20 protein-coding genes are annotated in these 19,887 nt (G+C 66.7%); 7 read left to right on the top strand and 13 right to left on the bottom strand.

The window, feature by feature from the left end; translation table 11 throughout:
• Positions 1-2 precede the first annotated feature (2 nt).
• Entirely contained in the window at positions 3-389 is a 387-nt protein-coding gene (locus tag FHD67_RS06430) for a hypothetical protein (protein WP_139598212.1), read from the top strand.
• Here FHD67_RS06430 and lepA read toward each other — a convergent pair whose 3' ends face one another.
• The 4 genes from lepA to FHD67_RS06410 all read right to left on the bottom strand — a co-directional run bounded on the left by lepA (position 390) and on the right by FHD67_RS06410 (position 4,755).
• A complete protein-coding gene (lepA, locus tag FHD67_RS06425) occupies positions 390-2,189 on the bottom strand; it encodes a translation elongation factor 4 (RefSeq protein WP_139598211.1) in 1,800 nt (599 codons plus the stop codon). It abuts the gene before it with no gap.
• A gap of 65 nt (positions 2,190-2,254) precedes the next feature.
• A complete protein-coding gene (locus FHD67_RS06420) occupies positions 2,255-2,950 on the bottom strand; it encodes a type 1 glutamine amidotransferase domain-containing protein (RefSeq protein ID WP_045999079.1) in 696 nt (231 codons plus the stop codon).
• A 201-nt stretch (positions 2,951-3,151) separates the two neighbouring features.
• A complete protein-coding gene (locus tag FHD67_RS06415; RefSeq protein WP_246071249.1) occupies positions 3,152-4,057 on the bottom strand; it encodes a DMT family transporter in 906 nt (301 codons plus the stop codon).
• Positions 4,054-4,755, bottom strand: coding sequence for an HAD family hydrolase (locus tag FHD67_RS06410; protein WP_139598210.1), 702 nt, complete (start codon positions 4,753-4,755; stop codon positions 4,054-4,056). The genes FHD67_RS06415 and FHD67_RS06410 overlap by 4 nt, the downstream gene beginning before the upstream one ends.
• A gap of 64 nt (positions 4,756-4,819) precedes the next feature.
• On the opposite strand from FHD67_RS06410, the gene FHD67_RS06405 reads away from it, so the two are divergent.
• Together FHD67_RS06405 and FHD67_RS06400 are read left to right on the top strand one after the other, a co-directional pair.
• Complete coding sequence (locus FHD67_RS06405; RefSeq protein ID WP_139598209.1) at positions 4,820-5,014, top strand: cation transporter; 195 nt, start codon at positions 4,820-4,822, stop codon at positions 5,012-5,014.
• A 130-nt stretch (positions 5,015-5,144) separates the two neighbouring features.
• A complete protein-coding gene (locus tag FHD67_RS06400; protein WP_052714596.1) occupies positions 5,145-5,447 on the top strand; it encodes a hypothetical protein in 303 nt (100 codons plus the stop codon).
• Positions 5,448-5,475: 28 nt separating this feature from the next.
• Here FHD67_RS06400 and parA read toward each other — a convergent pair whose 3' ends face one another.
• Positions 5,476-6,108: a ParA family partition ATPase gene (gene parA / locus FHD67_RS06395; RefSeq protein WP_045999076.1), complete on the bottom strand. Its 633-nt coding sequence runs from the start codon at positions 6,106-6,108 to the stop codon at positions 5,476-5,478.
• Positions 6,109-6,183: 75 nt separating this feature from the next.
• Complete coding sequence (locus FHD67_RS06390) at positions 6,184-6,504, bottom strand: antibiotic biosynthesis monooxygenase family protein (protein WP_045999606.1); 321 nt, start codon at positions 6,502-6,504, stop codon at positions 6,184-6,186.
• Between the two features lie 123 nt (positions 6,505-6,627).
• On the opposite strand from FHD67_RS06390, the gene FHD67_RS06385 reads away from it, so the two are divergent.
• Positions 6,628-7,674 carry a dipeptidase gene (locus tag FHD67_RS06385; protein WP_139598208.1) on the top strand — a complete coding sequence of 349 codons (1,047 nt, stop codon included), beginning with the start codon at positions 6,628-6,630 and terminating at the stop codon, positions 7,672-7,674.
• Positions 7,675-7,702: 28 nt separating this feature from the next.
• On the opposite strand, the gene FHD67_RS06380 is transcribed toward FHD67_RS06385, so the two are convergent.
• On the bottom strand, positions 7,703-8,911 hold the full coding sequence (locus FHD67_RS06380) for a helix-turn-helix domain-containing protein (RefSeq protein ID WP_139598237.1): 1,209 nt from the start codon (positions 8,909-8,911) through the stop codon (positions 7,703-7,705).
• Between the two features lie 205 nt (positions 8,912-9,116).
• Entirely contained in the window at positions 9,117-10,346 is a 1,230-nt protein-coding gene (gene hemA / locus FHD67_RS06375) for a 5-aminolevulinate synthase (protein ID WP_045999074.1), read from the bottom strand.
• Positions 10,347-10,509: 163 nt separating this feature from the next.
• Between hemA and FHD67_RS06370 the strand changes: the two genes are divergently transcribed.
• Positions 10,510-11,895, top strand: coding sequence for a M20/M25/M40 family metallo-hydrolase (locus tag FHD67_RS06370; RefSeq protein WP_139598207.1), 1,386 nt, complete (start codon positions 10,510-10,512; stop codon positions 11,893-11,895).
• Between the two features lie 50 nt (positions 11,896-11,945).
• On the opposite strand, the gene FHD67_RS06365 is transcribed toward FHD67_RS06370, so the two are convergent.
• A complete protein-coding gene (locus tag FHD67_RS06365) occupies positions 11,946-12,557 on the bottom strand; it encodes a transglycosylase SLT domain-containing protein (protein ID WP_045981225.1) in 612 nt (203 codons plus the stop codon).
• A 277-nt stretch (positions 12,558-12,834) separates the two neighbouring features.
• Between FHD67_RS06365 and gatB the strand changes: the two genes are divergently transcribed.
• Positions 12,835-14,346 (top strand): Asp-tRNA(Asn)/Glu-tRNA(Gln) amidotransferase subunit GatB, encoded by a 1,512-nt coding sequence (gene gatB / locus FHD67_RS06360; protein ID WP_139598206.1) that lies wholly within the window; start codon positions 12,835-12,837, stop codon positions 14,344-14,346.
• Between the two features lie 29 nt (positions 14,347-14,375).
• Entirely contained in the window at positions 14,376-14,684 is a 309-nt protein-coding gene (locus FHD67_RS06355) for a DUF4177 domain-containing protein (protein ID WP_045999071.1), read from the top strand.
• A 3-nt stretch (positions 14,685-14,687) separates the two neighbouring features.
• On the opposite strand, the gene FHD67_RS06350 is transcribed toward FHD67_RS06355, so the two are convergent.
• From FHD67_RS06350 to recA, 4 genes are all read right to left on the bottom strand, one after another.
• Positions 14,688-15,482 carry a class II glutamine amidotransferase gene (locus FHD67_RS06350; protein ID WP_045981228.1) on the bottom strand — a complete coding sequence of 265 codons (795 nt, stop codon included), beginning with the start codon at positions 15,480-15,482 and terminating at the stop codon, positions 14,688-14,690.
• A gap of 59 nt (positions 15,483-15,541) precedes the next feature.
• Complete coding sequence (locus FHD67_RS06345) at positions 15,542-15,841, bottom strand: DUF1330 domain-containing protein (RefSeq protein ID WP_045981229.1); 300 nt, start codon at positions 15,839-15,841, stop codon at positions 15,542-15,544.
• Positions 15,838-18,489 (bottom strand): alanine--tRNA ligase, encoded by a 2,652-nt coding sequence (alaS, locus tag FHD67_RS06340; protein ID WP_139598205.1) that lies wholly within the window; start codon positions 18,487-18,489, stop codon positions 15,838-15,840. Before alaS ends, FHD67_RS06345 begins: the two co-directional genes overlap by 4 nt.
• 140 nt (positions 18,490-18,629) lie before the next feature.
• Complete coding sequence (recA, locus tag FHD67_RS06335; protein ID WP_139598204.1) at positions 18,630-19,709, bottom strand: recombinase RecA; 1,080 nt, start codon at positions 19,707-19,709, stop codon at positions 18,630-18,632.
• Between the last annotated feature and the right edge of the window lie 178 nt (positions 19,710-19,887).

Genomic DNA, 19,887 nt, shown 5'->3' with positions numbered 1-19,887 from the left:
TCATGCGGATCATCCTGATGGCGCTGCTCGCGCTGCCCCTGCCCGCCCACGCTTTCACGGCCCGCAATGGCATGGAGGCCCGTCAGGTCGATGCGACCGATATCGCGGTCCCGTTCGAGGCGGGCCGGACCGACACGGATTACTGGTGCGCTGCCGGCGATCTTGCGCAGCAGGTGATGAACCAGCCGGTTGCGACGCGCATCTGGCGCGCCAGTCCCAAGCCGCGCGAGGCAGGTCAGGGCATCCTGTTCACGCTGGACCCGGCCCGCCAGGCGCAGGGCGCAGGCCTGTCCCAGTTCGGATCAGGGCCGCGCGATGGCGCCCTGTCGGTCGGTCAGGCCGTTGCCAGCCATTGCCGCATCATCATTCCCTTCATTCGGGATCGATGATCAGTTGTCCATCTTCAGCGCCTGGATGAAGGCGGTCTGCGGAATCTCGACCTTGCCGAACTGACGCATCTTCTTCTTGCCGGCCTTCTGCTTCTCCAGCAGCTTCTTCTTGCGCGTCGCGTCGCCGCCATAGCACTTGGCGGTCACGTCCTTGCGCATGGCCGACAGGGTCTCGCGCGCGATCACGCGGGCGCCGATGGCGGCCTGGATCGGGATCTTGAACATGTGCCGCGGGATCAGGTCCTTCAGCTTCTCGACCATGGCGCGGCCGCGGCTTTCGGCACGGTCGCGATGGACCATGATCGACAGCGCGTCGACCGGTTCGTCGTTCACCAGGATCGACATCTTGACCAGGAAATCCTCCCGGTACTCGCTGATCTGATAGTCGAAGCTGGCATAGCCCTTGGTCACCGACTTCAGCCGGTCGTAGAAGTCGAACACCACCTCGGCCAGCGGCAGATCATAGACCACCATCGCCCGCGCGCCAGCATAGGTCAGGTCCAGCTGGATGCCGCGACGGTCCTGGCACAGCTTCAGCACGTCGCCCAGATACTCGTCCGGCACCATGATCGTGGCCTTGATGCGCGGCTCCTCGATATGGTCGACATGGGTCAGGTCGGGCATGTCGGCGGGGTTGTGCAGGTCGCGCACCTCGCCGTCGCGCATGTGCAGCTTGAAGACCACCGACGGCGCCGTGGTGATCAGGTCCAGGTCGTATTCGCGCTCAAGCCGGTCACGGATGACCTCAAGGTGCAGAAGCCCCAGAAACCCGCAGCGGAAGCCGAAGCCCAGGGCCGCCGACGTCTCCATCTCATAGCTGAAGCTGGCGTCGTTCAGGGCCAGCTTCTCGATTGCGTCGCGCAGGGGTTCGAAATCGTTGGCGTCCACCGGGAACAGACCGCAGAACACCACCGGCTGCGCCGGCTTGAAGCCCGGCAACGCCGTGGCACAGGGCTTGCGTTCCTGGGTGATCGTGTCGCCCACGCGCGTATCGCGGACCTGCTTGATCGAGCCGGTGAAGACACCGATCTCTCCCGGGCCCAGTTCTGCGATGTCCACCATCTGCGGCGTCAGGACGGCCAGCTTGTCGATGCGGTGGCTGGCGCCGGTCTGCATCATCTTGATCTGGTCGCCCCTGCGGATCACCCCGTCCATCACGCGGATCATCACGACAACGCCCAGATAGGCGTCGTACCAGCTGTCCACCAGCATCGCCTTCAGCGGCGCGTCGCGGTCGCCCTTGGGCGCGGGCAGGCGCGTGACGATGGCCTCCAGGACGTCCGGGATGCCCAGACCGGTCTTGGCACTGATCGGGATCGCGTCCTGCGCGTCGATGCCGATGACTTCCTCGATGTTCTCCTTGACGCGGTCGGGCTCGGCCGCGGGCAGGTCGATCTTGTTCAGGACCGGCACGATCTCGTGGCCTGCGTCGATCGCCTGATAGACGTTGGCCAGCGTCTGCGCCTCGACTCCTTGGCTGGCGTCGACGACCAGCAGCGATCCCTCGACCGCGCGCATCGACCGGCTGACCTCATAGGCAAAGTCCACGTGGCCCGGCGTGTCGATCAGGTTCAGGACATAGGTCCGGCCGTCCTTGGCCGGATAGCTGATCCGCACCGTGTTGGCCTTGATGGTGATCCCGCGCTCGCGCTCGATATCCATGCTGTCCAGCATCTGGGCCTTCATGTCGCGATCCGCGACAGTGCCCGTGGACTGGATCAGCCGGTCGGCCAAGGTGGATTTCCCGTGGTCGATATGCGCCACGATCGAAAAATTGCGGATGAGGTCAAGGTCGGTCATGGGCGGGCTATACAGCCCCGCAAAGGCCGCGAAAAGAGGGTTTCGCGGCCCAGCGTTATTTGGTGTCAGGGCGCGGTCGGAAGGTCCGCGGCCTTCAGCATCAGGCGCGCGACCTCGGCCGACGAGGCAGGGTTCTGGCCGGTGACCAGGTTGCCATCGGCGATGGCAAAGGGCTGCCAGTCCGGGCCCTTCTGATGATGGCCGCCCTGGGCCTTCAGCTGGTCCTCCAGCATGAACGGGACGACATCGGACAGGCCGACCGCGTCCTCCTCGCTGTTGGTGAACCCCGCCACGCGACGGCCGTGGACCAGCGGATCACCCGAGGCAAGACGCGCCGACAGCAGGCCGGCCGGCCCGTGGCAGACCGCGCCGACGACCGCACCCTTGTCGAACGCCCGGCCCAGCAGATCGCCCAGCGCCTTCGAATTGGGCAGGTCCCACATCGTGCCGTGACCGCCCGGAAGGAACACGATGTCGCAACCGGACACCTCGACGTCCTCGACCTTGGTGGTGTTTTCCAGCTTGTTCATGACCGCCTCGTCGGCCAGCAGGCGGCGGACCTCGTCGGTCATCGCGTCGCCCTCGGCCGAGGAAGGGTCCGCCGGGGGCTTGCCGCCCTTGATGCTGGCCAGCTCGATCTGCCAGCCCGCGTCCGACAGGATCCAATAGGGGGCGGCCAGCTCCTCCCAATAGAAACCCGTCGGTTTGCCGGTGTCGCCAAGCGTGTCGTGCGAGGTCAGGATGAACAGGGCCTTGGGCATGGTAAACCTCCTTGAGGGATGCAAAAATCGCCACGATGCCGGGATGGCGCCATGGCGTTCGGCACGTCAATGTTCCCCGACGCGTCCGGGTTCCCGGTCGCGATGTCGCACCGGCGCGACCATCTGGGTCGCGCGGCCGCCAAGGCCCCTCGATGGGGCCGCAGGCGGCCTCGTCCGCCCAAGCCACGCGCGGACAGGATCTCAGCCGGGACCGGGTCGCACCAGGCTGTCGACGGGGCGCCTGCGCCGCAGCCCCGCCTCGCGCCATATCGCATAGCCCCCCGCCAGCGCGATCAACGCCGCCCCTGCCAAGGTGGCCGCATCCGGCCGCTCGCCGAAGATCACCGCCGCCACGACCAGCGCGAAGGGCATCCGCGTGTATCGGAACGGCGCGACGACTGACGCCTCCCCCAGACGCGAGGCTGCCACCAGCGTCGCATAGCCCACGACGCCGAACACCACCGTCCCCGCCAGCAAGACGACCTCGATCGGGCCAGGCATCACCGGCGCGGGCCCGGCCAGCAAGCCCATCACCACCCCCGCCGGAATCATCGCGCCATAGGCCGAGGCCGACAATTGATCCGACGCCACCCCCGGCGGAATGCGCCGCGTGGCCAGATCGCGCAGCGTCAGCCCCGCGACGCCCGCCACCGCCCACAGCATCGCAGGCTGGAACGCCGCCGTCCCGGGCCGCAGGATCAGCAGTACCCCCGCGAACCCGACCGCCACCGACAGCCAACGGCGCCAGCCGACCTTTTCGCCCAGAAACAGCGCCGCGCCCAGCACCAGCGTCAGCGGCAGCACCTGCAGGATCGCAGAGGTCACCGCCAGATCACCCACCGCCAGCGCCGTCACCAGGCAGACGGCCCCCACGATCTCTCCGGCATTGCGCAACAGCGCCATGGGATGGATCAGGTCACCTGTCCAAAGACGCCCGCCCCGCCGCGCCAGACGCATCCAGAAGACCGCACCCGCGACCACCCCCACCATCGCGAGCAATTGCCATACCGGCATCGTCCGAGTCAGCACCTTGAGAAACGCATCCTCGACCGCGAACATCGCCATCGATGCCGACATGAACAGCGCGGCACGCCCGTTGTCGGTCACGCCGCACCTTCCAGGTCGGCGATCAGCGCGGGCAGTCCGCCCATGTCGGACAGCTGATGCAGGCGCGGATGATCGGGCGCCTCGGCATGTTCATGGCTCCAGGTCAGGTCATGCGGGATGAAGACCCCCGTCCCGCCCAGATCCAGCACCGGGATCACGTCGCTGCGCATCGAATTGCCCGCCATCAGGAACCGTGACGGCTCCACCCCCTGCCCCATCAGGACCCGGGCATAGGCTTCGGGCGTCTTGTCGGCCAGGATCTGCACCGCCGCGAATCGCTCGGCCAGGCCGGAGGCCGCGATCTTGCGCTCCTGATCCATCAGGTCGCCCTTGGTGATCAGGATCAGCCGCCGCCCCTCCAGCGCGTCCAGGGCTTGTTCCACCCCCGGCAGCAGGGTCACGGGATGGGCCAGCATCTCGGCGCCCAGGTCCAGGATGCGGGCGATCTGGCGGCCCTCGATGCGTCCGTCGGTCAGCTCGATCGCGGTCTGGACCATCGACAGCATGAAGCCCTTGATGCCGTAACCGTAGCGCGCAAGGTTCACGCTTTCCGTGTCGTACAGCCGCGCCGCGATGGTCTCGGCGTCGCCATGGTCCGACAGCAGCGCGCAGAACTCGGCCTCGGTGACGCGAAAGAACGTCTCGTTCTCCCACAGCGTGTCGTCGGCATCCAGCCCGATGGCGTCAAACAGGGTCATGTCGTCCTCTTGCGGGCGGCGCCGCCCTGTTTCAGGATCGAACGACCCAGCACAGGAGCGCCCGATGATCTATTCCGTCCCCGACATGAGCTGCGACCACTGCAAGGCCGCGATTGAGGCCGCCGTCGCCGGGGCTGGCGGCCGCGCAACCGTCGATCTGCCCGAAAAGCGCGTCACCGTCGAGGGGCTGGATCCCGCCACCGCGCAATCCGCCCTGGCCGCCGCGGGCTTCACCCCCCGCCCGCTGCCTGCCACATGACCCCGATCACCGGGTTCGCCGCGATTGAGCGGCGGGCCGCTTGATGCTAGGATCGCCCGATCGGCCTATGCGGGCAAGAACCGGACCAACCGGCGCGCGGCCGTCCGAGGCATTTCGAGGAGACAGTCCCATGCTGAACCGTTTCGTGATCGCGGCCGCCGCGATCGTCATGACGACCCCCCTGGCCATGGCCGGACCCATCGACAGCGCCTGCGTCCGGTCGGACCGCGCGCGCGGCAACGCACCACTGTGCGGCTGCATCCAGCAGGTCGCGAACCAGACCCTGTCCCGGTCGGACCAGCGCCAGGCGGCGCAGTTCTTCCGCGAGCCGCATCGCGCCCAAGAGGTCCGCACGTCAAAGCGTGATGCGGACAACGCCTTCTGGGCCCGCTACCGCAATTTTGCGGCGCAATCCGAACGGCTGTGCCGCTGATCTGAACTAACAGGCTGGCCCGCTTGGGTCAGCCGATGCGGGCCAAGATCTCATCCGTCAGCGCGGCCATCTCGGCCGTTGCGGGACCTTTGGGGCGTTCGATCGCCCCCAGACCCAGTCCCAGGGTCTCGGCATAGACGACGCGGTTTGCGACCTGCGTGTCGGCCACCTGCGCGCCCAGCTCGGCCGCCTTCTGCGCCACTTCGACCGACAGGCGCGTGTTGGGGCGGGTGCGGTTCAGGACCACCAGCACATCCGCCTTGTCGCGCCGCGCCAGGTCCAGAACCCCTTCGGTCGCCCACAGGTCGACATGGCTGGTGGCCACCGGCACCACCACCAGATCCGCCACACGCAGCGCCGGGCGCAGGTCGCTGTCGATCTTGGGCGGCGTGTCGATGATGACGTAATCGAACCGACGCTTCAGCTTCTCCGATTCGTAGCTGGCCCCCCAGGCCGACGAGGTCGAGAAATCCATCGCCTCGTCCTCTCCTACCGCGGACATGCGTTCCATGAACCAGCGGCCCAGGCTGCCCTGCGGATCGGTGTCGACCAGGGCGACGGAGTGACCCCGCGCATGCAGGCTGACCGCCAGATTGACGGCCAGCGTCGTCTTGCCCGATCCGCCCTTTTGCTGAGCCACCGTGATGATCCGACCTGACATTGCGACAATCCCCCGCGTTTGGCCCAGCCTAGGGTCCAACGCGGGGGATTGCACCAAGTTTCTGCATGTGCAGCATCAGGGATGCACGGACTGAACCTCGTACATCACGGGCTCGAACGACTTGCACATTCCGTGGATTTCCCGGTTCCGGCGACGCATCTCGGGGTCGCGCAGCATCGCTTGGTAATCGCGGCGGTCGCGCCACTGCGAATAGGTGGCGATGCGGGTCTGCGCGTCGTTCAGATGGATCGCCCCGCCCAGGCAGCCGGCCTGTCTGCTGATGACCTGCGCCCAAGCCTCGGTCAGCAGGTCCAGCACGTCATGCGCGGTACCGGGGGTCACCTCGAAGGTGGTGATGACGGTCTGGCCGTCGAAATCGGGCGTGATGCGGGGCATGGGCTGGCCTTTCATGGGCATGGTCCTGCCATCAGCGTAACCCCCAAGCCCCTTGGCGCAAAGCGCCATTGCAGGGCGCTGCACGATGTGCATCCTGCCGGGACGAAACAGCAAGGACCAGCCATGACCCCGGTATTCGACGGCCACAACGATTTCCTGCAGCGCGTCGTGGCGGCGGGCGCGGATGCCGACCAGCTTTGGCTGCATGGCGACGGCACCGGCCATCTGGACCTACCCCGGATGCAGGCCGGCGGCATGGTCGGCGGTTTCTTCGCGATCTGGATACCGACACCGGCAGGGCTGGGCGACGACCATGCGATGGACGCGATGGAGAACCCGCCGTTCGAGCTGCCCCTGCCCGCCCAGATCGCGTCCGACGTGGCCCTGCCCCAGGCTTTCGCACAGGCGGCGGCGTTGCTGTCGCTGGAGCGGACCGGCACCCTGGACATCGTGCGCGACGCCGCAGGGTTGCGCGCGACCATTGCGGCCGGGCGGATCGCCGCGATCATGCACATGGAGGGTGCCGAGGCGATCCGCGACCGTGATGCGCTGCACCTGTGGCACGCGGCGGGGCTGCGCTCGCTTGGGCCGGTCTGGTCGCGGCCCACCCAATTCGGCGAGGGCGTGCCCTTCGCCTTTCCCGCCAGCCCCGACATGGGTGGCCCGCTAACCCCCGAAGGTCATGCCCTGGTCGCGGATTGCAACGCGCTTGGCATCATGCTGGACCTGTCGCACCTGAACCAGGCCGGTTTCGACGATGTCGCACGGCTGTCGGACGCGCCCCTCGTGGCCAGCCACAGCGCCGTGCATGCCCTCAGCGAAAGCAGCCGCAACCTGACCGACCGGCAGCTGCGCCAGATCGCGGACAGCAAGGGCTTGGTCGGACTGAACTTCGCCTCCAGCTTCCTGCGGCCTGACGGGCGGCGCCAGCCATTGGAGAATCTGGGCATGATGATCCGGCATCTGGATCACCTGCTGGAGATCCTGGGGGAGGATGGCGTGGCCCTGGGCTCCGATTTCGACGGCGCGCTGATGCCGCGGGATCTGCCCGACGCATCGGCGCTGCCCGTGCTGATCAAAGCGATGGACGATGCCGGTTACGGCCCCGACCTGATCCGCAAGATCGCCTGCGACAACTGGATCGGCCTGTTGGAACGCACCTGGCGCTAGGTGGGCCGGGGTTCCGGCCCTGCGTGTCTCACTCGGTTTCGGTCTGGCCGGGCGTCGCGACCTGCGCCACCGCGATCATCTGCGCCAGCTCCGGGTCGGCTGCGGGATCGGCCAGGGCATAACGCTCGGTCAGGCTGGCGGGGGACAGTTCCACCCCGCTGATGACCTGCGCGCCGGGCGCCGCCGGGCCATAGGTCTGGCCGCTGACCGCGAAATAGACCGCGCCCGAATTACCGGTCCGCAGCACGGGCGGCTGTTCCAGCGGCGGCAGCGCAAAGCGTTCGCCCGCATCCATGATCTTTTCCAGCAGCACCGTGCCGTCCGCCGATGTCACGCGCACCCAGGCCGGACGCGCCGCCATCAGCTCCAACGGGGGCGCATCCGGGGCCAGCGTGCGCACGACGCTTTCCACGGCGGCGGGCTGGGCGGTCTGCAAGGCGCCGATGGCGCCGGGCGTTCCGGTCGGCACCTGCGCCACGCCCGCTTGCTGGGCCAGCGCGTTCTGGGGAAGCGGCACCTGCGCGACCTGTCCCGCCGAGGCGATCACATCCTCGACCGTGGCAGAGCTGTCCAGCAGACCGGGATCGATCGCCGCGATGGGCCCGTCGCGCGCGGTCAGGACCGGTGCCTCGAGGATCTGCGGACGGTACAGGCGATCCAGCGCCTCGGGCTGGGGCAGGCTCAGCGCGATGTCGCTGCTCTGTCCGCCATCGATGGCAGGGTCCGACAGCCCCGCGCCCTGCGTCGGGTCCAGTTCGGCGACCACCGTGGGCAGATCGTCACCCGGGGTCAGCGTGACGCGTTGGACCTCCTGCAGGACGGCCCATCCGCCATAGCCCAGCCCGCCGATCAGCGCCATCAGCACGAAGATCGCGCCGACGGCCCGAGGCTCGACCTCGGACAGGAATCCGCGTTCCTGAGGGATGAACAAGGCGCGGGGATTGGCCAGCGCTTCGGCAGGGTCGGACGGACGGCGGCCCGGCTTGGGCCCGGCAGCGGCAGGAGCCATGCCATGCGTCGGCTGAAAGCCAGATTCCTGACAGAACCGCCGGAAGACCCAGTCGGGGTCCATGCCCAGATAACGCGCATAGGAGCGCACATAGCCCGAGATAAAGCTGGGCGCGTCAAAGGCCGAGACGTCACAGTTCTCGATCGCGGCGACATAGGAGGCACGGATGCGCAATTCGCGCTGGACGTCCAGAAGGGACTTGCCCAACGTCGCCCGCTCTCCGCGCATCAGATCGCCCAACCGCGTGTCATCGTCCAGGAACACTGCCGTATCCCCGACTTGCACGAAATCTTCTGCCGGGTCAGGTACCCGCAGCCTGCTCATCGCCTATGCCTCATCCGCTTGTTATAGGCTGCCTCCGAATCGAAGGCTACCAAAGCTTCTTTAGCCAAAGGTTATCACGCAGGCGAGAGCAGTTCACCCGTGGATTGCATTACGCGCTCAATTCCGCGCGATTCAGGGCACAGTGCGACCACAGTGCATCCATCGCCCGGACCAGGTGATCGATCTGCTTCGGATCGTGCACCGGCGACGGGGTAAAGCGCAGCCGTTCGGTCCCGCGCGGGACCGTGGGGAAGTTGATCGGCTGGACGTAGATGCCGTAATCGCGCAGCAGCATGTCGGACAGCGCCTTGCAGTGCACGGGATGACCGACATGGACAGGCACGATATGGCTGCCGTGGTCGATGATCGGCATACCGAGCGATTTCAGGCGCATCTTCAGGATGCGGGCATGCAGCTGCTGCGCATCGCGCAGCTTCTGCCCCTCGGCCGTCTTCAGCAGCGCGATGGACGCCGCGGCCCCCGCTGCAACCGCCGGTGGCAGAGACGTGGTGAAGATGAACCCTGGCGCATAGGACCGTATCGCGTCGCACATCTTGTCGCTGGCCGCGATATAGCCGCCGAACACGCCGAACGCCTTGCCCAGAGTGCCGTTGATGATGTCGATGCGATCCGACAGCCCGTCGCGTTCCGCGACGCCGCCGCCCCGCTTGCCGTACATGCCGACGGCATGAACCTCGTCCAGATAGGTCAGCGCGCCGAACTCGTCAGCCAGATCGCAGAACCCCTCGATCGGGCCGAAATCGCCGTCCATCGAATAGATGGATTCGAAGGCGATCAGCTTGGGCGCGTCCGGGTCGTCCGCGGCCAGCAGCTCGCGCAGATGCGCCAGATCGTTGTGCCGGAAGATGCGCTTGGCGCCGCCATTGCGCTTGATCCCCTCGATCATGGACGCGTGGTTCAGCTCGTCCGAATAGATGATCAGGCCGGGAAACAGCTTGGGCAGCGTGGACAGCGTCGCGTCATTCGCGATGTAGGCGCTGGAGAAGACCAGGGCCGCCTGCTTGTCGTGCAGGTCCGCCAGTTCGGATTCCAGACGCTTGTGATAGACCGTGGTGCCGCTGATGTTGCGCGTGCCGCCGGACCCCGCGCCGGTGGCGTCCAGCGCCTCGTGCATCGCGGCCAGGACGGTCGGGTGCTGACCCATGCCCAGATAGTCGTTTCCGCACCACACGGTGATTTCCTGGCGTTCGCCGTCGGGGCGATTCCAGACCGCCTGCGGGAACCGGCCCTGCGCACGTTCGATGTCGATGAAGGTGCGATAGCGCCCTTCTTCGTGCAGACGTGCAAGGGCCTTGTCCAAGGCGACATCATATTTCATGGCGGGCGATCCCTTGCATAGCTGGCTGGGTGCGATCATTCTCCGACCGCGCGCTTTCTGCCTTGATAGAGGTCAATGCGCGAAAAAAACAGGCCGAAAACGTCGCAATTCGACGAAAGGCGCAGGCAGAAACCTGAAATCGACACCGCAAGAGGTAGGAATCATGGGCGAACACGCAAGGCTGCAGGACATCCTGACGCATCTGGACCAGGGGTTGGAGGATGCGCTGGCACGGCTGATGCGTTTTCTGGAGATCCCGTCCATCTCGACCGATCCGGCGCATGCGGGCGATGTGCGGACCGCCGCCGAATGGCTGGCACAGGAACTGCGCGACCTTGGCTTCGATACCCAGGTCCACGACACGCCCGGCCATCCGATGATCACCGCCCGCAGCCCGCGTGGCGATGCGCGCCCGCTGCTGTTCTATGGTCATTACGACGTGCAGCCGGTGGATCCGCTGTCCCTGTGGGACCGCCCGCCCTTCGAACCGGCGATCGAGGATACGCCCCAGGGACGGGTGATCCGCGCCCGCGGCGCGTCCGACGACAAGGGCCAGCTGATGACCTTCGTCGAGGCGTTCCGGGCCTGGAAGGCCGTGCATGGCGCCCTGCCCACCGACCTGATCCTGCTGTTCGAGGGCGAGGAGGAGTCCGGCTCTCCGTCGTTGCGACCGTTCCTGATCGAACATGCCGACAGCCTGCGAGCCGATCTGGCGATGATCTGCGACACGGCGCGCTATGCCGACGGGCGGCCCGCTATCACCACCCAGCTGCGCGGGCTGGTGGGACAGGAGGTCGTGATCCACGCCGCCGATCGCGACCTGCATTCCGGCAGCTTCGGTGGGCTGGCGGCGAACCCGATCATGATCCTGGCGCAGGCGCTGGCGGCGCTGAAGGATGACACGGGTCGCGTCACCCTGCCCGGCTTCTATGACGGCGTGGCGGATCTGTCGCCGGAGTTGGCGCGCGACTGGCAGGCGCTGAATTTCGACGCCGCCGACTATCTGTCGCGCGTGGGACTGTCCCAACCCATCGGCGAACGGGGCCGCACTGCGTTGGAGATGGTCTGGAACCAGCCCACGGCCGAGATCAACGGCATCGCCGGCGGTTATGCCGGCGCGGGGTTCAAGACCGTTCTGCCGGCGACCGCGCGGGCCAAGGTCAGCTTCCGCCTGACGGGCACCCAGGACCCGCAGGCGGTGCGCCAGGCGTTCCAGGATCATGTCCGCCGCTTCGTTCCCGCCGATTGCCGGGCGGAGTTCCACGACCACGGGGCCGGGCCCGCCAGCGTCATGGACATCAGCGATCCGGCATTCGGCCAGGCCAAGGATGCGCTGACGCAGGAATGGGGCCAGGAGGCCGCCTATATCGGCGGCGGCGGGTCGATCCCCATCGCGGGCGATTTTAAGGAGCTGTTGGGCATGGATTCGATGCTGGTGGGATTTGCCCGCGACGACGACCGCATACATTCACCGAACGAAAAGTACGACGTGGAAAGCTTTGCCAAGGGCGCGCGGTCCTGGGCGCGCATCCTGTCGGCCCTGCGCTGACATGAAAAAGGGGGCCCGATCCGGCCCCCTTTCCTCAACTTGATCCGGTCTCAGCCCTGCGCGCTGCAATAGCTTTGGCTGGAGGTCCAGGCGGCGATGTCCGCACGCTTCTTGCTGCTGCGCATCGGCGCCCAGTCCCGCGCGACGCCGCGCCAGCCGTTGTCGTCGCGGGCGACGGCGTTGTCGCGTCCCACCTGCTGTGCGGCGATCTTGACCGCGCAGGCCATGTTGTCGGCGCCGTTGCGGATGTTGCCGGTGCAGTCATAGTTGCGCCATGTTGCCGGCGCGATCTGCATCAGGCCGATCCATTTGCCACCGCCACCGGCGGCCTGCGGATTGAAGGTGCTTTCGTGCCGCGCGACGGCCGACAGCAGGCCCGCCCAGAACGCCTTGCGGCCGGTGGGGGCAAGCTGGCGATAGTTGGGGCAGAATTCCGCGATGTCATGGGGGACGCTGGACAGCATCGTCACGCCTTCGCGGTCAAGCGCCTCCATCGTGGCGCGGGTCCATTCGTCAGAGCCGTTGCGCTCTCCCCACCGCATCGGGGGCACCTGGGCCAGGGCCATCTCCTGTGCCTCGACCTGGGCGTCGGTCGGACCCGACGGGGTCGTGGAACAGGCGGCCACCAGGGCTAGGGCGGCAAGGGAAAGCGCAGCGCGCATGGTTACCTCAAAGGGTGGTTTCGTCGTCCTCTGCCATAGCGTGTGTCGAATATCCTGCAAGAAGAAGGATTTGCCTCGGCGGGAACCTGCCGCGACACGAAAGGCACATGGTCGGAAATCCGCCGACGGCCTTGGCCGAACACCGCCGTTCATTCGAATTTTACGCATTGCAGGGCGCCCGTGATGATTCGCGCGGCAGTGGCGGGCGGGGCCGTGACAATGCCGCGGCCTTGCCCTAAAACCGCCGCCAGACCGTTTGCCGCCAAAGAGGCCCGCCATGCTTGACCTGACCTTTACCGCCCCGCAGCCGAAAGTGATCCAAGGCGCGCAAGGCGATTGGGAGCTGGTGATCGGGCTGGAGGTTCACGCCCAGGTCGCATCGAACGCCAAGCTGTTTTCCGGCGCGTCGACCCGTTTCGGGTCCGAGCCCAACAGCAACGTGGCCTTCGTCGATGCGGCCATGCCGGGCATGCTGCCGGTCATCAACGAATTCTGCGTGGCGCAGGCGGTCCGCACCGGCCTGGGCCTGAAGGCCCAGATCAACCTGCGCAGCGCCTTTGACCGCAAGAACTATTTCTATCCCGACCTGCCGCAGGGCTATCAGATCAGCCAGCTGTACCACCCCATCGTGGGCGAGGGAGAGATCATCGTCGACATGGCCCCCGGCGTCGCCCGCCGCGTCCGCGTCGAGCGCATCCATCTGGAACAGGACGCAGGCAAGTCGATCCACGACATGGACCCGACCATGTCCTTCGTCGATTTGAACCGCACCGGCGTCGCCCTGATGGAGATCGTCAGCCGCCCTGACATCCGCGGCCCCGAGGAGGCCGCCGCCTATGTCGTCAAGCTGCGCCAGATCCTGCGCTATCTGGGCACCTGCGACGGCAACATGCAGAACGGCAACCTGCGCGCCGACGTCAACGTCAGCGTCTGCAAGCCCGGCGATTACGAACGGTTCCAGGAGACCGGCGATTTCGGCCATCTGGGCACGCGCTGCGAGATCAAGAACATGAACTCCATGCGCTTCATCCAGGCGGCCATCGACTATGAGGCCCGGCGCCAGATCGCGATCCTGGAGGATGGCGGAAAGATCGTCCAGGAAACGCGCCTCTATGATCCCGACAAGGGAGAGACGCGGTCGATGCGGTCGAAGGAGGAGGCGCATGATTACCGCTACTTCCCCGACCCCGACCTGCTGCCGCTGGAGATCGAGCAGGCCTGGGTGGACGACATCGCGGCGTCCATGCCCGAACTGCCCGATGAGAAGAAGTCCCGCTTCGTGCAGGGCATGGGCCTGTCGGAATACGATGCGGGCGTGCTGACCGCAGAGGTCGAGAACGCCGATTACTTCGAGGCCGTGGCATCGGGCCGCGACGGGAAGATGGCCGCGAACTGGGTCATCAACGAGCTGTTCGGCCGCCTGAACAAGGAAGGTCTGACCATCGCGACCTCTCCGGTGTCCGCCGCGCAGCTGGGCGGCGTGATCGACCTGATCGCATCGGACGCGATTTCCGGCAAGATCGCCAAGGACCTGTTCGAGATCCTGTGGACCGAAGGCGGCGACCCCGCCCGGATCGTCGAGGAACGCGGCATGAAGCAGGTCACCGACCTTGGCGCGATCGAGGCCGCGGTCGATCAGATCATCGCCGACAACCCCGCCCAGGTCGAAAAGGCACGCGCCAATCCCAAGCTGGCGGGCTGGTTCGTGGGCCAGGTGCTTAAGGCCACCGGCGGCAAGGCGAATCCCGCCGCCGTCAACGACATGGTCGCCCGGAAACTGGCTCTGTGACCCCTACCCCCTCGCGACAGGACGCCGACATGCGCTTTGAATATTCCGTCATCCCCGCGCCGACCAAGACGGAGAAGGCCCGCGAGGCGAAGACGCCGACCGACCGGTATGCCCTGTCGCTGACGGCAGAGCTGAACCGCATGTCGGCCGAGGGCTGGGAATACGTGCGCGCCGATGTCCTGCCAAGCGAGGAGCGCAGCGGCCTGACCGGGCGCACCACGGTCTATCACAACGTGCTGGTGTTCCGCCGCCCGCACAGCGTCGATCCCGAACTGCGCCGCCTGCCCCAGCCCGAGGCCGCGCCCGCGGCCCCCGATGCGATGACCGACCGCCCGTAAGGGTCAGGCGGCCGCGCTGAGCGGTTCGGGGCAGAACGGCACGACCTCGACCCGGCCACGCTCGAACGTGCAGAAACTGCCGGGGGGAACCTCGGTCCAGTCCGCCTCGTCACTCTCCAGCGGTTCGGACACGACGGCCCAGCCCTGACGGCTCTCCGACCATCGATGATACAGCGACGGCGCCTGATCGTCGCTGCTGTAGCGCAGCGCGTACAGCCGCTCTCCGTCCGACAGGGCGCAGGCGGCGCGGACATGGGGTGCGCATCCGCGCTGACGCGCCAATGTGCCCAACAGCCCAAGCGCCCGTTCCATCGCAACCTTGGGGTTCTGGTCCAGCCCGCATCCCAGGGCGACCAGGAACAGCGCCTCGCTGTCGGTCGCGCCCTTGCGATGGGGATAGTATTCGTCCGGGATCAGCACGTCGGCATGGCGCCGGAAGGCGTCATAGCCGCCGAACTGGCCATTATGCATGAAGCTCCATCGACCGACGGCAAAGGGGTGACAGTTGTTGCGGCTGGTCGCCGTTCCCGTCGACGCGCGCACATGCGCCATGAACAGGCCGGACCGCACCTGCGCCACAAGGCTGCGCAGGTTCGGGTCGGACCAGGCCGGCATGACATCGCGGTACAGCCCCGGTTCGGGACGTTCGCCGTACCACGCGATGCCGAAGCCGTCGGCATTCACCGGCGTATGGCACCGCATCGCGCCTTGGCTCTGCCGGATCAGCGAATGCGCTGGCCGGCTGACGATATCCTCCAGAAAGATCGGTGCGCCCAGATAGGCGGCCCAACGACACATGCCCTGCCCCTTCACGTCTCTTTTGTGACAGGACTAGCACGAAAGTCTGAAGGTTTCACCTATTCCGTGGGGGGTGCAGCCTCTTCCACGATGACAAGATCGCGTTCGCTGGCCCCTTTGGCATGCGCAAGCGCCGCCTGGTACTCGGTGCTGTGATAACAGGCAACGGCTGCATCAAGCGACGGGAACCGCGCGACCACGTGGCGGGCGCGGTCCGCCCCCTCCAGCACATGATAGCGGCCGGCGCGGGCCAGGAACACACCGCCATGGGCGGCGATCGCAGGGCCCGCCGCCTTGGCATAGAGGCCATAGGCGTCCGGGTCCGTCACGGTCACATGGGCAATCCAAAGCGCTGTCATTTGCTGTCCTCAATGATCTTGCGGGCGTCCTGGAACGCCGTTTCCGCGGCCGCCAGAGAGGGCGCGCCACCCTGTGCCCGGTCGGGGCGGCCGCCACCGCCCTTGCCGCCCAGTGCGGCGGTCGCAGCCTGCACCAGCGCCACGGCATTGATGCGACCGGTCAGATCGGGCGTGACGCCCGCGGCCACGGTGGCCTTGCCGCCATCCTCGGCCAGCACCAGAACTGCGCCGCTGCCCAGGGATGCCTTCATCTCGTCGACCAGCGCACCCAGCTCCTTGCCGCCCACGCCCTCGACCTTGCGGGCGATGAACTTGACGCCCGCGATCTCCTCGGCCTCGTCACCGCCGCCCATCGCCAGCTGCCGCTTCAGTTGCGCGACCTCGTTGGCCAGCGCCTTGCGTTCGTCGGCCAGCGCGCGGACACGGGTCACCACCTCGGCGGACTGCGCCTTGAGGATGCCCGCGATCTCGGCCAGGCGGCTGTCCGCATGGCGCAGATGCGCCAGCGCCGCCTGTCCAGTCAGCGCCTCGATCCGCCGGACACCCGCGCTGGAGGCCGCGTCGCCCAACAGCACGAACGCCCCGATATCGCCGGTCCGCGCGACATGCGTGCCGCCGCACAGCTCCAGCGAATAGGTCGCCCCGTCGGCGCCCTTGCCGCTGCCGGGCTGCGCGCCCATCGACACGACGCGAACCTCGTCGCCGTATTTCTCGCCGAACAGCGCCTGCGCCCCCAGGGCGCGTGCATCGTCAGGCGTCATGATCCGGGTCTCGACCGGGCTGTTCTGGCGCACATAGCCGTTCACCTCGGCCTCGATCGCCGCAAGCTGCTCGGCGGTGACCGCATGGTTGTGGCTGAAGTCGAACCGCAGCCGGTCCGGCGCGTTCAGGCTGCCCCGCTGCGCGACGTGATCGCCAAGGGCCCCGCGCAGCGCCTCGTGCAGCAGGTGCGTCGCCGAGTGGTTCGCGCGGATCGCCGACCGGCGTTCGTGATCGACCGACAGCTGCGCCCCCTGGCCACGGCTGATCGTGCCCATCGTGACCTCGGCCTGATGGATAAAAACGCCGGCAACCTTCTTGGTGTCGGTGACGCGCGCCGCGCCCGTTTCGGTGCGGATCAGGCCATGATCGCCGACCTGCCCGCCGCTTTCGGCATAGAAGGGCGACTGGTTCACCACGATGGCGACCTTGGCCCCCTCGCCCGCCTCGGCCGCGTCGGCGCCGTCGATCACCAGCGCGGTGATCTGGCCCTCGGCCTCCTCGGTGTCATAGCCCAGGAACTCGGTGACGCCGTGCTTTTCGGCCAGCTCGAACCAGATGGTCGCATCCGCGGCCTCTCCGGAACCCGACCATGCGGCACGGGCCATGCGCTTCTGCTCGGCCATCGCCGCGTCGAACCCTTCGGTCTGCACCGCGCGGCCCTTTTCGCGCAGCGCGTCCTGGGTCAGGTCCAGCGGAAATCCGAACGTGTCGTACAGCTTGAACGCGGCCTCGCCCGGCAGGTCGGCGCCTTCGGGCAGGCGCGCCAGTTCGTCGTCCAGCAGGCGCAGACCCCGGTCCAGTGTCTGGCGGAACCGCGTCTCCTCGGACCGCAGGGTCTCCTCGATCATCGCCTGCGCGCGTGTCAGCTCCGGATAGGCCGCGCCCATCTGGCGCACCAATGCGGGCACCAGCTTGTGCATGACCGGGTCCTGCGCGCCCAGCATGTGCGCATGGCGCATCGCGCGGCGCATGATGCGACGCAGCACATAGCCGCGCCCCTCATTGCTGGGCATCACCCCATCCGCGATCAGGAAGCTGGTCGACCGCAGGTGATCCGCGATCACCCGGTGATGCACCTTGCCCGGCCCGTCGGGATCCGCGCTGGTCGCATGGGCCGAGGCCTCGATCAGCGACCGCATCAGGTCGGTGTCATAGTTGTCGTGCTTTCCCTGCAGCAGCGCGCCGATCCGCTCCAGCCCCATGCCGGTGTCGATGGACTGCATGTCCAACGCGCGCATCGAGCCGTCCTCGAACTGCTCGTTCTGCATGAAGACCAGGTTCCAGATCTCGATGAAGCGGTCGCCATCCTCGTCCGGGCTGCCCGGAGGGCCGCCGGGGATCTTGTCGCCATGATCGAAGAAGATCTCGGTGCAGGGGCCGCAGGGACCGGTCGGGCCCATCTGCCAGAAATTGTCCGATGTCGGGATACGGATGATGCGGTCGTCGGACAGGCCCGCGACCTTCTTCCATATCTGCACAGCCTCATCGTCGGTGTGATAGACGGTGACCAGCAGGCGATCCTTGGGGATCGCGAAATCGCGGGTCAGCAACTCCCAGGCATGCGCGATCGCCTGGTCCTTGAAATAGTCGCCGAAGCTAAAGTTGCCCAGCATCTCGAAGAACGTATGGTGCCGCGCCGTATAGCCCACATTGTCCAGGTCGTTGTGCTTGCCGCCGGCACGAACGCATTTCTGCGCGCTGGTGGCGCGGTTGTAGTCGCGCGTCTCGACCCCGGTGAACAGGTTCTTGAACTGCACCATGCCGGAATTCGCGAACATCAGCGTGGGGTCGTTGCGCGGGACCAGCGGGCTGCTGTCCACGACCCGGTGGCCGTTCCTTTCGAAATAGCCAAGGAAAGTCGAGCGGATGTCATTCAGACTGGGCATGGCAGGCCTTCATCGCAAAAGTGTCTCCGGCCAAGCCGGGCTGCCGATGGTCTATCGCCCGGCCGCTGCCCTGTCCAGCAACCGGCATGCGAAAAGGCGCAGGGTCTCCCCCGCGCCCGTCCGTCGTGATGGCAGCGACCTTATTCGGTCAGCGAGTCGTCGTCGCCGCCGTCCGACCCTTCGCCGACGCCGAATTCCAGGCCGTGGCTAGCGCGGATCTTGTCCTCGATGGCAAAGGCCACCTCGGGGCGGTCGCGCAGGAACTGCTTGGCGTTCTCGCGGCCCTGGCCGATGCGCTCGTCACCATAGGAGTACCAGGCGCCCGACTTCTCGACCACGCCGGCCTTGACGCCAAGGTCGATCAGTTCGCCGACCTTGCTGATGCCCTCTCCGTACATGATGTCGAATTCGACCTGACGGAAGGGGGGCGCAACCTTGTTCTTGACCACCTTGACGCGGGTGGCGTTGCCCACGACCTCGTCGCGGTCCTTGACCGCGCCGGTGCGGCGGATGTCCAGACGAACCGAGGCATAGAACTTCAGCGCGTTGCCGCCGGTTGTGGTCTCGGGGTTGCCGAACATGACGCCGATCTTCATGCGGATCTGGTTGATGAAGATCACCATGCAGTTCGAACGCCCGATGCTAGCGGTCAGCTTGCGCATGGCCTGGCTCATCAGTCGGGCCTGGCTGCCCATCTGCATGTCACCCATGTCGCCCTCGATCTCGGACTTGGGCGTCAGCGCCGCGACCGAGTCTACCACGACCAGGCTGACCGCGCCCGACCGCACCAACGTGTCCACGATCTCAAGCGCCTGCTCGCCCGTGTCGGGCTGGCTGATCAGCAGTTCGTCCAGGTTCACGCCCAGCTTCTTGGCATATTGCGGGTCCAGCGCGTGTTCCGCGTCGACAAAGGCGCAGACGCCGCCCTTCTTCTGCTCCTCGGCCACGACATGCAGCGTCAGCGTCGTCTTGCCCGAGCTTTCCGGCCCGAAGATCTCGATGATCCGGCCCTTGGGCAGGCCGCCGATGCCAAGCGCGATGTCCAGACCCAACGACCCCGTCGAGGTCGCCTCGATCTCGGCCACCGGACTGTCCTTGCCCAGCTTCATGATCGAGCCCTTGCCGAACTGCCGTTCGATCTGGGCCAGGGCGCTGTCCAGCGCCTTCTGCTTGTCCGCCGCGCGTTTGTCCGTCATGTCGAAGATGCTCGCCTGTGCCATGTGATCCCCACGTTATTTCACAGCCCTCCGGGCGGGGCAATCAATTCGACCGACCGGATGTTCTTGTCTTGTTCACCACTAGATGCGTCATCCTTAACCGGTTTTCAAGGATGTTGTGGACGATTGTCGATTCGTCTGCGCCAGCATCGCGCGGACAGGGTTAACAAAGCGTTTACAG

This window comes from Paracoccus haeundaensis (assembly GCF_006239215.1).
Taxonomy (GTDB): domain Bacteria; phylum Pseudomonadota; class Alphaproteobacteria; order Rhodobacterales; family Rhodobacteraceae; genus Paracoccus; species Paracoccus marcusii.
The sequence above is the reverse complement of the archived record's forward strand: the minus strand, read 5'-3'. Positions and strand labels throughout refer to the sequence as shown.